Source organism: Spirochaetota bacterium, assembly GCA_017999915.1.
Lineage (GTDB): Bacteria > Spirochaetota > UBA4802 > UBA4802 > UBA5550 > RBG-16-49-21.
In genome coordinates, this window is the sequence record JAGNKX010000013.1 from 151,602 (window position 1) to 166,142 (window position 14,541).

A 14,541-nucleotide genomic window follows, 5' to 3' on the forward strand; every position below is an offset into this window, starting at 1 on the left:
AATTTTTTTCCGGGGGTTCTATCATGCGGCCGATGATGCGCCGGAGAAACAAAACAAGGCAGGTCAGGGCCGGCTCCCTCGCCATAGGCGGCGGGGCGCCGGTGTCAATACAGACCATGGCCAACGTCCCCATAGAGCGGATCGACGAGGCGATCGCCCAGGTGCGGGCCCTGGAAGCGGCAGGGGCGGAGCTCGTCCGCGTGGCCCTGCGGAGCGCGGAGGCCGCGGAGTTATTGAAGAAGCTCCTCCCGGCCGTGACGGTCCCCATCAGCGCCGACATCCATTTCGACCACCGCATCGCCCTGGCCGCGATCGACGCCGGGGTCCACAAGGTGCGCATCAACCCGGGCAACATCGGCAATCAGTCGGGTGTGCGCGAGGTGGTGGCGGCGGCGCGGGACCGCGGCGTTCCTATCCGCATCGGCGTGAACAGCGGCTCCGTGGACCGGCGAAAATTCCCGGAGGTTACGCCGGAGAGCCTGACGGCCTCCGCCATGGAGCACGTGGCGATCCTGGAGGAGAACAACTTCTCCGACATCGTGGTGTCCATCAAGTCGTCGGACATAGGGCAGACCGTGGCGGCCAACGAGCTCTTCGCGTCGACGCGGGACTACCCGGTCCACGTGGGGCTTACCGAGGCCGGATACGGCCTCTCCTGCGTGGTGCAGAGCTCCGTGGCCATTGGCCATCTCCTCATGGAGGGGATCGGCGACACCATCAGGGTGTCGATGACCGGCGATCCTGCGGAGGAAATCATCGTGGCCCGGAAGATCCTCGAGTCGGCGGGAGAGCGGCGGGCCTGGGTGCGCATCGTGGCGTGCCCCACCTGCGGCCGCACCGATCCCTCCCTCGACATCCTGGCGCTCGCAAAGGAAGTCGACGCGGCGGTGACCGCGCGATTCGAGAAGACCATGATGGAGAAGGGGCGTGCCCTCCACGTGGCTGTCATGGGGTGCGAGGTGAACGGCCCCGGCGAGGCGAAGGACGCCGACGCGGGCCTCGCCGGCATCCGCGACGGGAGGCTCCTCCTCTTCGCGAAGGGCGTCAAGGTGAGGGTGGTTGATTACCGCGACGCGGTGGCGGCGCTGGTTGCGGAGATCGAGAAGATCATCGGGTAAAAAGACGCGCCATGGCCAAAAAGAGATATCCGGTCCCCTTCGATGTAAATCATTTCAGAAAAAAGGCCGAACGGGGAGAACGGTATTCGGCGGCGGAAGCCTTTGAATATATCTACCGCGCCAACCACTGGGCTGGAAAGGATTCCGTATCCGGCGAGGGATCGGATCCGCGTCAAACGGCGGAAATCGGAAAAGAGCTGATTGCTATCGTGAAGGAATTCGATGTCCGCGTTCTCCTTGACCTTCCCTGCGGCGATTTCGGCTGGATGAGCGCCCTGGATCTGCCGGTGGACTCCTATATCGGCGGTGACATCGTCGGGGAGCTTATAGAAAAGAACAGAGGGAAGTTCGGGGATGCCAGGAGAACATTCCTGGTCCTGGATCTCATACGGGACCCCCTGCCAGCGGCCGATCTCCTCTTCTGCAGGGATTGCTTCGTGCACCTTTCCTTCGACGACATCATGAAATCCCTGGCCAATATCAGAAAATCTTCTATAAAGTATCTCCTCACCACGACCTTCCCCGAGTGCGATGCCAACGAGGATATCCTCACCGGGGACTGGCGCATCATCAACCTGGAGAAACCGCCATTCAATTTCCCGGAACCCATTTGGCTTATCAACGAAAAATGCACCGAGGGGGAGGGCACCTACGGGGACAAGAGCCTGGGTCTCTGGGAGGTTGCATTGCTCCGTCTTGAATGAGGGGATCATCATTCTGCAAAATATTCCCTGCGCCATGGATTATATTTGATTATTTTCCCGCGTCTCATCCTAATGGTGATTCCTTGTGCATGCAGAACGGTAATACAGTACATATCAGGATTGATAACAATGAACGAAATAGTAAAATCAATCATACTCGGCATCGTGGAGGGGATCACTGAATTCTTGCCCATATCCTCAACGGGGCACCTGATCATTATTAATAGGTTCATCGACTTTACCGGGCCCTTTGCCAAGGTATTCGACGTGGTCATCCAGCTGGGGGCGATCCTCTCGGTGGTGGTCTATTTCTGGAAGAGGCTGGTTCCCTTCGGAAGCCACCTGACCCCGGAGAAGCGGAGCGAGATCATCGACCTCTGGATGAAGACCATCGTCGGCGTCATCCCGGCCCTGGTCCTGGGCGCGGTTTTCGCCGGCGCCATAAAGAAATACCTTTTCAATCCCATCACGGTGGCCGTGGCGCTGATCGTCGGCGGCATTCTGCTCATCTACCTGGAGGGACGGAAGCGGGAAGCGACCATAACCTCGGTGAATAAACTCGGCTACAAAACGGCATTCCTGGTGGGCCTCATACAGTGCCTGGCCATGGTGCCGGGGACCTCGCGTTCGGCGGCCACCATCATCGGCGCTATGTTCCTGGGCACGTCCAGGGTCGTGGCGGCCGAATTCTCATTCTTCCTCGCCATACCGACGATGACCGCGGCATCGGCTTATTCCCTGCTGAAGGCGGACCGGATGCTGACCGGCCAGGAATGGCTGGTCCTGGCCGTGGGCTTTGTCGTTTCCTTCATCGTGGCCCTGGCCGTCATAGCGGGACTGATGAAGTACATTTCGACCAGGGACTTCAAGCCCTTCGGCTATTACCGGATCGTCCTGGGCGTGCTGGTGCTGGTATATTTTCTCCTGATCGCCGGATAACATCAACGAGCATAACCCGGCAAATGAGCCGGACCATAAGAAGTAAAGCCCTGGCGCAAACAGGGCTTTTCTATATCGGTGCATAACAAGATAGCATTTGACATTTTATCTTTTGGGTTGTATGATAACGCAATTACTACTGCAAAGGGATACACTCCATGGATGAAATGCCGAAGATCATTGAAGCCATAAAAAAATCCTTACCCACCCTTAGCCATACCGGGAAGGTGGAGCTCTATAACAATACCGTGCCCCTTTTAAAGAAAGCCATAGAAGCGGGCATTCGTGATGATATTATCAAATGCGCCAATACCTGCCTCTGCTGCCTGGAGGCCGTCATCCTGGACCATACGCTTTCCGAAGTGTTTGAAACAATGATGTCCGAAGCGGTCAAGGCGATGAAGGAGAATGAAAAGTGGCAGGACGCGGCGCTGCGGCTCCTGAAAAAGCGATATCCCGATCTGAATCCTAATTCTGATATTGAGGGGCAGCGTGAGCTGGATATTGCGATACCATGCATCGAGGATTACGGCGATTACTGCGCCTTTACCGGTCTCGCGGCCCAGCTGAACAGCCTTAACGATATAGTGAGCTACTACAACGATCTGTCGTATTATAAAAATGCCGTCGATAACATGATCGAGGTGCTCGAAGCCGGAATGCAGATACGGAAGTTCCTGGAAAAGAATCCCGGCTTTCCCCAGGATGAGCTGAGGGACGAGTTCAAAATAGACAATACCGTGATAAACAAGCTGTGCCAGAAGATGGAGAAATATAAGATTATAAAAAGAGAGAAAACCGGCAACACCTTTGCATTGACTGTTCTTGCGGGGTTGCGATAATTATTGGCGGGGGGACGCGATACATTGGAAAACACGGATAACGTATTTATGAATCCAGAGGTCCTGTTAAAGCTGGTGACGATGCGGATGCCCTTCGGCAAGTACAAGGATTGTATACTCTGCGACCTGCCGGAGCCTTACGTGACCTGGTTTCAGCAGAAAGGGTTTCCCCGGGGCGAGCTGGGGATGCTCCTGGCCACGCTCTACGAGATCAAGCTCAACGGGCTGGAGCATCTGTTGAAGCCGCTGAGGAAAAAATTCTTTTAAAAAAATAATGAGCAATTGAATGGAGGAATATATCGATGAAAAGATATTTTAACGCGGTACTCTACGGCGTAATCATTGCCTTAATGGGAGCGGCAATGCTATTGTCCTGCCCGAAGGTGTGCATGGCAAAGGAATTCGACGCGTCACTCAATGTCATGGGCTATGATCGGAATGTTTCCGTCACTATCAACGGCGTTCATATAGGCCGTATAACAGGGGGGAAATCCCAATCGGTCAGGCTGTTTCTTGCGGACGACCCGCAAATTAAAACACTCTCCCCCGAAATGCAGAAGAAAATGAAGGAGCTTTTCTGCCTCAAGAAAGGCGAAAATACCATCGAGATAACCTTCAGCGAAAAAGGCCGGCCTAAAATACCGGGCCCCTTCACGGTCACCATCGATTCGGGGAACTACAAGGTGCCCGTGCTCCAATACACTAAAAACCCCGATGTTAAAAAAGGAAAGGCAAAGGGGACCTTTGCCATATTTCCCGACGAGCCGGCTGGATTCAAGACGATCGTTTTGCAGTGAGAGGAAAAAACTCCCGGTCCTGGGATCCGGGAGTCATGGCGCCGCATTTTTGAACGGCGCCCCATTGCCGCTGCCTTAACGTATAACCTCGTTTCTGCCCCGGAGGGATTCAACCTCGCTGCTGATGATATCCCGCATTTCTTTCTCTTTCCCGCTGAGCATTAGCGATACCATCTGGATGATGTTCCCGGCTGACAATACTCTCGGCACAAAAACGTAATCCGCGCCTTCCGCGTACATTTTCAGCGCCCGCTCTATGCTTTCAGCGGTAACGATTATTTTTGCGTGGGGTGAGATCTCCTTGATGTGCCGTATGATCCGAAGGTTGTCGGTGCCGACCAGAATCGTGTCCGGTATCGTTGAAATCACGATTTTCGCGTCGTGGATGCCGGCATGGTGGAGCGTGTCGGGATGGCTGATGTCGCCGTAAACGACCTTGATCCCCATGCTCTGGAGGGATTCGTGGATCTCCGGATTGAAATCCACGACTATTATCTTATCCTTGAGGGCTTCGCCCCTATCGTCGCCGCCCCGGTCGATTATTTCATGAAGGAGCGAGCTGGCGGTGCGGTAGAACCCCAGGATGGCTATTTCCTTGCTCTGTTCCGATTCCCCCTCCTGGACCTGCGTCTTGATTTCCCTGAACCCGATTTTTTTCAGGACCAGGGCCACGCCTTTCTGGATCGCGTCATTGTACTTGATCATGTATGTCGATACGATCGACGTGATAACGAACACAAAGATTATGATCGACATGGTGTCCCGCGAAATATGGCCTGCCGAAACGCCGAGTGCAGCGATGACGAGGGAAAATTCGCTGATCTGCGAAAGGTTGATCGGCGTCAGGAGGCTTACCCGCAGGCCATTCCCGAGGGCGTACAGCACCGGGAATATCGCCACGAAACGGGAGAGGATGAGAAAGGCCGAGATTGCGGCGGCAGCGGCCATGATGGACATGTCGGCCAGGGGATTCGGTATTTGCATCCCGAGGGAGACAAAAAAGAGAGTGACGAAGAAATCCCTGATGTTGACGACCTTGGCGATGACATCGAGGTTGTAGGGGAACGTCGATATGGCTATCCCGGCTATGAGCGCTCCCATTTCGAGGGAAAGATTCAGGAATGAAGCGGCGCCGCATACCAGGAAGCACCATCCCAGGGACGATATGAGGACGAGCTCCGGCACCTTGGCCACGGATTTAAAGATTTTCGGCAGGATGTACTTGCTTATGAGCAAGCTCACGGCCACGAGGAGAAAACCTTTGCCGAAGGAAAGCAGGATCTGCAGCACATCGGGATTGGCCAGGTTGGGCTGTATGCCCAGCAGCAGGATCGCCCAGATGTCCTGGAACACCAGGATTCCCAGGGTGAGCCTGCCGGCCAGAGTATCGAGCTCGAATTTCCCGTACAGGAGCTTGACGACGATGGCCGTGCTGCTCAAGCTGCAGCACGCGGCAAGGTACAGCAGGTCATATTTTCCGTTCAGGGCGTACCCCATGAGCAGGAAAAATCCGAGACCTATAAGCAGCGAGATGGGGAACTGAGAGAGTCCGCTTATGATCAGCGACGCGCCTGATTCCTTCAGTTTCTTGATGTCGATTTCAAGGCCTATCAGGAAGAGGAGCAGTATGAGGCCGAAATGCGATATTGTCTCTATGTCATGGGCATTCTGTATCAGCCCGAACCCTATGCCGGGCCCAATGATGATTCCCGCCGCCAGGTATGCGAGGAGGAGCGGCTGCTTGAGGCGATGGCCGATATAGGCCATGACCGTTGCGGCAAGGATGGCGATGCCGACGCCGTTTATCACGCTGCTGTTGCTATCTCCCTGTTCCGCGGCCTGTAGAACAGCCGGCAGCAGCAGGATGGCAAGTGTGAAATAGTGTATCATCGTATGTGTTTTCATATGATGTAGTTGTTCCCGTTTTGATTTTTAATGCATCACGATATCCTTTCCATGCTCAAGAAAAAACGATTTAAACGTCGTGGATTTGACAAGGGCTTTGCATGTAAAGATTGAAATGCTGAAGGCAAGATAAAAATAGCCGAAAAAAGCCTGGGCCCCGCTGACGATCCGCGCCCCGTAGGTCGCCGGGATGATGTCGCCGTATCCGACCGTGGTTTGTGATGTTATGCTGAAATAGAAAGAACCAAAATAATCGGTCACCGGCAGCGCCGATTGAACGCAGGCATTATGCTTCAGAGAGGGCGCTCCTTCGAATTGCGGGAGCAGAAACCAATAGATGAAAGAAAAAATTATAGCGGCCAGAATATAGATGCCAATTATATAATAAATATTCCTCGGATTGTTAATAATATTCCATATGTTAATTTTCATCATGCTAAGTCCTTATTTAAAATTTCACTATTCCGCTGACAGAAATTTGTCCGTGCAAACATCATGGTGCGGCACCGCCACCTTCATTCGGTATTCAGCCCTCATGGCGGGAGAAGCAACCCGCTTCTATCCGGTCCGGGTGAAGAGCCTTGATCAGTGACGGCGAAAGACGATGTACAAAGAAGGATGAATTAGAAGAAGGTCCCTTTGGACCATGCGTCAAATTTGAGGTTTGTATATTGAATATTGTGCGATGACGGAGTGGTTTTGCATATGCCGCTTGTTCCCATGACGTGATGGGACAGGGAGGACCAGCCGATCAGGTTTTTTTGATTTGTTTTATTGGCCGCGGGTGATATTTTTATTGCCGCGGTTTTTATGTTTTTTTTGTGAGTGATTTTCGAAGGGTCGTCATCAATCGTGAATCCCGACAGGAGAAGGGCCGCTGCCGCCAGAATGATTGCCACTATGATTGATGCTTTTTTCATTTATTATCCGGAATTGCCATTCCTCTGATACGTCATTATAATAATCGACATAATCGCGCGTCCCATTGACTTATTAATAAAATTATTGACAATTGATTCATGACGAGTGTCACTATGAGGAACATGGGGCGCCTGGATAGACCCCAAACCCGGACATTGTTGCCCAATGATGAGACCGCCGGAAAAAATATTGCTTGCAACGGACCTCAGTTCCCGCAGCGACCGTGCCCAGGACCGCGCCGTGTCGCTGGCGAAACAGCATGATTGCGAGCTCATCGTGCTGCACGTCCTTGAGTCGCCCAGCGAGAACAACAGCGTCAGGCGGATTCCTTTCCTGCCCTTCCTCGATTACAACAGGATTGCCATCGAGAAGGCGAGGAAAAGAATCCTTGACGACATGAAAGACGTGAATGCCAGGGTCACCGTTTTGATCCAGGAGGGCGAGCCTGGCGAGGTAATCATGGGCGTCGCGGACGATATGAACTGCGGACTCGTCGTCACCGGCGTCGCGCGCAATGAGGTCCTCGGGCGTTTCACGCCGGGTAAAACCGTCGATCGGCTAATCCGAAAATCGAAAACCTCTTTGCTCATCGTTACCGAGCGATTCAGGGGCCCCTACGGCAGGATCGCCGTAGCCGCGGACCTGTCGCCTGCGTCGAGGGACGCCCTGGAAGCCGCCGCGTCATTTTTTCCCGGCCGGACGCTGGCCCTCGTGTATGCCTTTTCCGCGCCGAGATCCTCGGCTGTTGATAATGTCGATGACTACCGGGAGCGGATGAGGCAGGTGGCCCGCCGGGATCTGACGAACTTCATCGCCGCGGTTGACCTGAATGCGGATCAGCGGGCGCGCATCAACATGATAATCAAATACGGCAACGAGTCGAAGGTTTTGAAGGATTTCGTCCGATTATCCGATGCGGAACTTGTCGTCATGGGCTCTCCGCTGCAGGGTCTGCTCTCTCGATTGTTTTTCGGGGGCCATGCGAAGCGGCTTGTTTCATCCGTTTCGTGCGACGCTCTCGTGGTTCGCAGCCGTCATTCGTGATCCGGACTGCGGCAATCTCGTCCGGGAAAGGCCGCCTCGTCTGATCTCCATGACGGTGCCGGACTATCACGGCATTCTCTACACAGGAACGAATATGCAGGAATTACAGGTATTGCTGACTTTTACCGGCGGCCTGGCCGCCGCGCTTATTCTTGGTTACATCGCCCTGAGGCTGAAGCTGTCGCCGATAGTCGGCTACCTTCTGGCCGGCATAGCGGTCGGCCCTTTTACCCCTGGCTTCACTGCGCACCAGCCCGTGGCCGAGCAGTTCGCCGAAATCGGAGTCATCCTCCTCATGTTCGGCATAGGCCTTCGCTTTCACCTCCGCGAGCTGGCGGCCGTGTGGCGCATCGCCGTGCCCGGGGCATTCATTCAGAGCGCCTTCTCCACCGCGGCTCTGGCTTCCCTGCTGAGGGCCCTGGGCTGGGAGTGGAGCTCCGGCATCGTTCTGGGACTCGCGATCTCGGTGGCGAGCACGGTCGTGATGGCCTTTGTCCTGGCTGAACGAAAGGACCTCCACGCGCATATAGGGCATATCGCCATCGGCTGGACGGTCGTGGAAGATCTTCTCACCGTCATGTACCTGCTGATGCTTCCCATCCTCTTCTCGCCCGGCGGTATCGGCGAAGGCAACACCGGGTTGGCGGTCGCTGTCACCCTCGCCAAGATCATCGGACTGGTCGTTTCCGTTATAATGCTCGGCCGATGGGTTATACCCTGGGCGCTGGAACGAATCGCGGTCACCCGGTCCCGGGAGCTTTTCCTGCTCGCGGTACTCGTGATCGCGATGGGCATAGCGGTCGGTTCGTCGAAGATTTTCGGCGTCTCCATGGCGCTGGGAGCCTTCCTTGCCGGCCTGGCGGTCGGCCGGACGGAATTCGCCGCCAGGGCCGGGGCCGATGCGCTTCCGATGCGCGACGCCTTCGCGGTGCTGTTCTTCGTCTCCATAGGCATGCTGTTCGAGCCCCGCACTATAATGGAAGAGCCGCTGCTGATCGGCGTTGTCCTGTCGATTGTGCTTATCGGGAAACCCCTTTCCACGCTGCTGACCGTGCGCATCCTTGGCCGTCCCCTTTCTACCGCCATTCCCGTCGGCGCGGCCCTTTCCCAGGTAGGCGAATTCAGCTTCATCCTTGGAGCGGTCGCCCGGGAAATGAAACTGATCAATGACGCGGGTTGGAACGCCATGATCGCCGCTTCGATCATTTCGATCGCCCTCAATCCGTCGATTTACCGTGTCGCCCGGAGCCTTTCGTCAAAGACCGGGAGATTGATTCGGCCGTCCGATGAGCCGCCGGCTATCGATCCCAATAAATGCATCATCGTCGGGTACGGGCCCGTCGGCAAAACCGTGCACCGGCTGCTGAGGGAACGCGGGGCCGAAATCACCGTGATCGAGCTGAACCTTGAAACGGTCCGGCGCCTGAAGGCCGGCGGCTGCCATGCCCTGTACGGCGACGTGCTGCGGCCGGGGACCCTTGATGAAGCCGGCATAGCCTCCTCCGGCAGCCTTATTCTCACCGCGGACGTCGAGGACGCGGCGGAGATCGTGCGCCAGGCCCGGTCGCTTAACAGGGACCTGCGGATTCTCGTGCGGTGCGCCCATCTCCGCGATGCCGCCGCAATCCGGCTGGCGGGGGCCACGGTGGTCGCCGCCGGTGAAGTTGAAGTGGCCGTTGCCCTGGCCGAAGCGGTTGCCGGCGACGAAGGGGCGGACCATGAGTCGATGGAGATCCGACGCAATTCCATACGGCGCCATCTCTACGATAAACCGGCCGATTGATGCGATAGAATTATACCAGTTTTCTGTGAAGAATTATAAATACGAAGTGATCATTTACTGGAGCGACGAAGACGGCGCTTATATCGCCGATGTGCCTTGCGGACGGCGAAAGTTATGAGGATGCCCTTCGCAACGCCGGTGTCGTGATAGATGAATGGATTGAAAACGCCCGCGATTTGGGTCGCCCTGTTATCGAGCCGCGGGGCAAGCTGATGTACGCCTGATGAGATAAGGCTACGTTATAAAAATCAGTTTTATACTGATTCCATGAAAAATAAAACCCCTGAATGTATCAGGGGTTTTCTGTGGGTACCCCGGGAATCGAACCCGGAACCTACTGATTAAGAGTCAGTTGCTCTGCCAATTGAGCTAGGTACATGAGTCATTTGCTTAAAATTTAATTAAAATTTAACTAAAAATGGTATTCGCTACGGTAAATTTTTATCATTTGTTGTAAGTTTGTTTTCGTTATGGTCAATATATGGTCAACGGATTGTTGTTCTATCATACAATAATTGTCTTATAATTTGTTATAAGAGAGCCAATTTATTCCATTAATAAACCACATCTACCCTCCTCAATATAAGTCCTTTCTCCGTTGATCTTATGCAGTCTGGAGGCATATTATATGCCGAATTGAATGATCAATGTAATAAAAAGTGTATTTTAAACTTTGCATTATTAGCAAATTGTCTAATTTGTATGAGATTATATGTTCTTTCTAAATATTTCACATAAATCAAATCTTAATCTTCTTGATTTTATTAAGCATACGATTAAACTTCACATAACATTCATTCAGTATCTATTCACAAGAGTATTTCGGATTATTTGCAGGGGGGCTTATGGAGTATATACTTACATTTATAATTATTGGCGTTGTCATATATATAGTGCTTAATAATAAAAAGAATAAAATTTCAAATTCAAACAATAATAAAACTCTAAAAGTAACCAATAATGATACAGAAGAAATTTTAAATAATCTAATAGATAATATACATTTTAAAATATCAATCAATGGGGTTTCCGCTGATGTTTCAGAGGTTATAAGCACTACAGAGTTTATGGGGAATGATAAATCTGTTAGTATTGCTGGGAAAACAATTGTATCACCAATGATTTATCTTGATGCAAGATCAAAAAAAGAACAATTACCTCATATCATCTATGGAGATGCCAAAGTTGAATTTTCTGGGTTAGATGAGGATTTAGGATATTGGCCAAGTTATTCATTAATATCACCTTATTCAAGAGGTAAGTTTATTAATTGGCTAGAAGGTGGTAAAAAGGATATCGAGATAGACATTGGTCTTGTATTTATTTATTTTTACGGATTAGAATTTAGAGCTATTTATGAAAAACTAAATCATAAAGAGATTTTATTCGAAATAATTAGATTGAATCAGTTGTATAATTTTAATGGCTCTTTTAAAGGTTATTCAGAAAGTTTAATAGCTTGGTTAATTCTTTCAATTAATGATTACAGCGTTGATGAAAAAAATATTCTCAATAATTTTATGAATAGAATTAATTTCTATTCACCTATCTATAGTAGTGGTGCATATTATAAAATAAATAATAAAGAATTTTCAAAAGATTTGTTGATTCAGATTATATCTATATATGAAAATACTCCCAGAAGTAGAATTCCAGAAAAATTAGGGAAAATATTCAATGATTATTTTTTAATAAAAATTGAACCAATGTGGGATAGTATTCAATCAGAAGTAAAATATAAACAGATAGCTTACCACCATCATTGTGCATCATCTATCTATCAACTACGTGAAAAAGCGATTGTTGAAGGATTTAACTACTATTTTCCTACATCAATTAAGAATAAACTAGCCAATATTTGGGAGCAGTGTATTGTAGAATTAAAACTTTACAGCCGAAAAATTGGCAAGGCAACAGAGAATGAATTGTATTTATTACTTCCAAAAGAATTACGGGAACTTTATACACATCCCTTTGCAGATTCATTTAATGAATTTGCAGAAAAAAAGCAAAATCAAGTATGTAAAGTTAATGAAGTGGCTGAATTTTTAAATATTAGTTATTCTGATAAGCTTAGTTTAAAACAATCAAAAGATTTATGTTCTACATTCGAACAAATGGGACTTAATATTGAGCCTGATGCTAGATATTTTTCAGATAGTTATAAATGGGATGATTTTATTATTTTTTATCAGGAAGAAAATCCCGGAATTCCTCAAAAAGCAGACTACGCTATAGCATCGATGCTATTTGATTTAGGTGTTAATATCGCAAGTGCAGATCTGAAAGTTGATAAAGAAGAACTTGATGTGGCAGAAGATTTTATTAAAAATAATTTTTGCACAATTGAACATGATAAGATTAGAATTAATAAAAGAAGACAACTGGCAGAGGTAGGTGCGATTAAGGGTAAAGGAATTGCAAAAAAGTTATCAGAGCGATTAAAAGTTAGTGATTTAGAAAAAATCGGAAAGTATTTATTTATGATTTCAGCAGTAGACGGTGTTATTGATAAGTCAGAAATACGTGCAATTAAAAGAATTTTTCAAGATTTTGGGCTGAGTGATGAAATATTTAATGCAATGCTCAATGATTATAAGGCAAACTCATTTATACAAGATGCAACAAAAATACGAAAAGGAGATAAAATTAATAAAGAAGGTTCAATTATACCTGAAAGAGCAATTGTTGATCAGGATACTGTAAAGATTGATCAAAATGTTCTTAATGCTGTTCTTAAAGATACTGAAAATGTAAAAAAAATATTATCGAGTGTTTTTACCAGTGAACCCGAAATGAAGACAGAACCGGATAAGACCATACCAGTAGAAGAATACTATGAGCTACCAAAAGAATTAACTTCGTTTGTTAAATTGGTTCTTCAAAAGAAAAGTTGGGATAGAGAAGATCTTAGGCAATTAGCGATAAAGAATAACATAATGCTTAATAGTGCAATTGAAAAGATCAATTATTGGTGGGAAGGGCAAAAGGGTGATTATCTAATTTATGAAGAACAAGGAAACTATCTAGTGCAACAACCAGTGGTTGAAGGGTAATTATGAATACAATAAAACCAAAAGAAAGAACTGCAATACTTGACTCATTAAAAGCTGGGGTGGTTCCACGTATCGGACTACAACACATTCAGGTAGGAAGAAGTAAAGAAATTACTGAACTCATTCGAGATTTCAATGATATAAAAGAAGGTGCTTCTAAAATACGTTTTATAATTGGTGAATTTGGGTCTGGCAAATCATTTTTTCTTACATTAGCTATGGGTATTTCTCATGAATATAATTTTATATCTACCAAAATTGATGTTACAACTGAAAAAGTTTTATATTCAAGAGATAACAAGGCACAGAATTTATATTCGGAAATTATTAAGAATCTTTCTACTAAAATTAGACCGGATGGTGGAGCATTAAAAATTATTATTGAATCATGGATTGAAAAGAAAATTGGTATAAATAAAGAAGTACCAATTGATAAAATTGAATCTGAACTATCATATATTAGGAATTTTGTTTCTGGGTATGATTTTTCTACTATTGTTACCAAATACTATGAAGGATTTATAACTGGTGATGATCGTTTAATGGATAATTGTATTAGATGGTTATCTGGAGAATATCAAACCAAGACAGATGCATTGCATGATTTGGGAGTCAGATCTATAATAACAGATGAAAATTATTATGATTATATTAAATTATTAAGTCAATTTATAAAAGATGCAGGATATAATGGACTACAAATATGTATTGATGAATTGGCTGTCCTTGCTAGATTAAATAGTCAAACAAGAACAAGAAATTATGAGACTATACTTAAGTTTTATAATGATTGTTTGCAAGGTCAGTTATCAGGTATATACTATTTATTTGGTGGAACTCCAGAATTCTTGAGGCATCCAACAAAAGGTTTATATAGCTATGGGGCATTAAAAACAAGATTGTCAGATAATCCATTTGCTGATTCAGAATGTAGAGATCTTTCTGGCCCAATTATTGAGTTAAATAATTTAACACAAGAAGAGTTATTTGCTGTTTTTTGTAATATACGTAATGTATTTGCATATTATGATAACTCAAAATTCCTAATTGATGATTCTGGAATAACTGAATTTATGAAATGGATTTTTAATAGATTAGGTGCTGAAAGTTTTCTCTCGCCAAGAGAAGCGATAAAAAATTATGTCAATTTACTAAGTCAAATTGAAAATTATCCACAAAAAACATGGAAGGATTTTCTATTTCTATCTGAACCATCAAACAACTCCAATCAAAGTAGTGATTCTGATGGCATAACAAAATTAAATAATCTAAAATTATAAATGAGTTCTTTTCCATTATTAAATACTACAATCCAAGAAGCAATATGGGATATGGGTTGGAAATCATTCCGACCAATTCAAGATCAATCAATAGATATAATAATTAATACTGATAAAGATTTAATCATCTCCGCTCCAACAGCTTCAGGAAA

Annotated in this window: 13 protein-coding genes and 1 tRNA gene; 10 read left to right on the forward strand and 4 right to left on the reverse strand. The window is 47.8% G+C overall.

Features of this window, described 5'->3' with window-relative positions; genetic code table 11:
* Nucleotides 1–35: 35 nt before the first annotated feature.
* From ispG to KA369_18260, 6 genes are all read left to right on the forward strand, one after another.
* The gene (gene ispG, locus KA369_18235; GenBank protein MBP7737923.1) at nucleotides 36–1,118 is read left to right on the forward strand and encodes a flavodoxin-dependent (E)-4-hydroxy-3-methylbut-2-enyl-diphosphate synthase; all 1,083 of its coding nucleotides are present in this window, start codon (nucleotides 36–38) and stop codon (nucleotides 1,116–1,118) included.
* Between the two features lie 11 nt (nucleotides 1,119–1,129).
* Nucleotides 1,130–1,822, forward strand: a complete 693-nt coding sequence (locus KA369_18240; protein ID MBP7737924.1) for a class I SAM-dependent methyltransferase — start codon at nucleotides 1,130–1,132, stop codon at nucleotides 1,820–1,822.
* A 129-nt stretch (nucleotides 1,823–1,951) separates the two neighbouring features.
* The gene (locus KA369_18245) at nucleotides 1,952–2,761 is read left to right on the forward strand and encodes an undecaprenyl-diphosphate phosphatase (protein ID MBP7737925.1); all 810 of its coding nucleotides are present in this window, start codon (nucleotides 1,952–1,954) and stop codon (nucleotides 2,759–2,761) included.
* A gap of 158 nt (nucleotides 2,762–2,919) precedes the next feature.
* Entirely contained in the window at nucleotides 2,920–3,603 is a 684-nt protein-coding gene (locus tag KA369_18250) for a hypothetical protein (GenBank protein MBP7737926.1), read from the forward strand.
* Nucleotides 3,604–3,651: 48 nt separating this feature from the next.
* Nucleotides 3,652–3,870: a DUF3820 family protein gene (locus tag KA369_18255; GenBank protein ID MBP7737927.1), complete on the forward strand. Its 219-nt coding sequence runs from the start codon at nucleotides 3,652–3,654 to the stop codon at nucleotides 3,868–3,870.
* A 35-nt stretch (nucleotides 3,871–3,905) separates the two neighbouring features.
* Nucleotides 3,906–4,400, forward strand: coding sequence for a hypothetical protein (locus KA369_18260; protein ID MBP7737928.1), 495 nt, complete (start codon nucleotides 3,906–3,908; stop codon nucleotides 4,398–4,400).
* 75 nt (nucleotides 4,401–4,475) lie between these two features.
* Here the strand turns inward: KA369_18260 and KA369_18265 are convergent, their stop codons facing one another.
* The 3 genes from KA369_18265 to KA369_18275 all read right to left on the reverse strand — a co-directional run bounded on the left by KA369_18265 (nucleotide 4,476) and on the right by KA369_18275 (nucleotide 7,225).
* Nucleotides 4,476–6,290 carry a cation:proton antiporter gene (locus KA369_18265; GenBank protein ID MBP7737929.1) on the reverse strand — a complete coding sequence of 605 codons (1,815 nt, stop codon included), beginning with the start codon at nucleotides 6,288–6,290 and terminating at the stop codon, nucleotides 4,476–4,478.
* 42 nt (nucleotides 6,291–6,332) lie between these two features.
* Nucleotides 6,333–6,740, reverse strand: a complete 408-nt coding sequence (locus KA369_18270; GenBank protein ID MBP7737930.1) for a two pore domain potassium channel family protein — start codon at nucleotides 6,738–6,740, stop codon at nucleotides 6,333–6,335.
* A gap of 188 nt (nucleotides 6,741–6,928) precedes the next feature.
* A complete protein-coding gene (locus KA369_18275; GenBank protein MBP7737931.1) occupies nucleotides 6,929–7,225 on the reverse strand; it encodes a hypothetical protein in 297 nt (98 codons plus the stop codon).
* Between the two features lie 190 nt (nucleotides 7,226–7,415).
* On the opposite strand from KA369_18275, the gene KA369_18280 reads away from it, so the two are divergent.
* Together KA369_18280 and KA369_18285 are read left to right on the forward strand one after the other, a co-directional pair.
* Nucleotides 7,416–8,270 carry a universal stress protein gene (locus tag KA369_18280; GenBank protein ID MBP7737932.1) on the forward strand — a complete coding sequence of 285 codons (855 nt, stop codon included), beginning with the start codon at nucleotides 7,416–7,418 and terminating at the stop codon, nucleotides 8,268–8,270.
* Between the two features lie 94 nt (nucleotides 8,271–8,364).
* Nucleotides 8,365–10,053, forward strand: coding sequence for a cation:proton antiporter (locus KA369_18285; protein ID MBP7737933.1), 1,689 nt, complete (start codon nucleotides 8,365–8,367; stop codon nucleotides 10,051–10,053).
* A 306-nt stretch (nucleotides 10,054–10,359) separates the two neighbouring features.
* On the opposite strand, the gene KA369_18290 is transcribed toward KA369_18285, so the two are convergent.
* Nucleotides 10,360–10,430: transfer RNA gene (locus KA369_18290), tRNA-Lys, on the reverse strand.
* Between the two features lie 468 nt (nucleotides 10,431–10,898).
* Here KA369_18290 and KA369_18295 point away from each other — a divergent pair.
* Entirely contained in the window at nucleotides 10,899–13,109 is a 2,211-nt protein-coding gene (locus KA369_18295; GenBank protein ID MBP7737934.1) for a TerB N-terminal domain-containing protein, read from the forward strand.
* 2 nt (nucleotides 13,110–13,111) lie between these two features.
* The gene (locus KA369_18300) at nucleotides 13,112–14,389 is read left to right on the forward strand and encodes an ATP-binding protein (GenBank protein MBP7737935.1); all 1,278 of its coding nucleotides are present in this window, start codon (nucleotides 13,112–13,114) and stop codon (nucleotides 14,387–14,389) included.
* Nucleotides 14,390–14,541 lie beyond the last annotated feature (152 nt).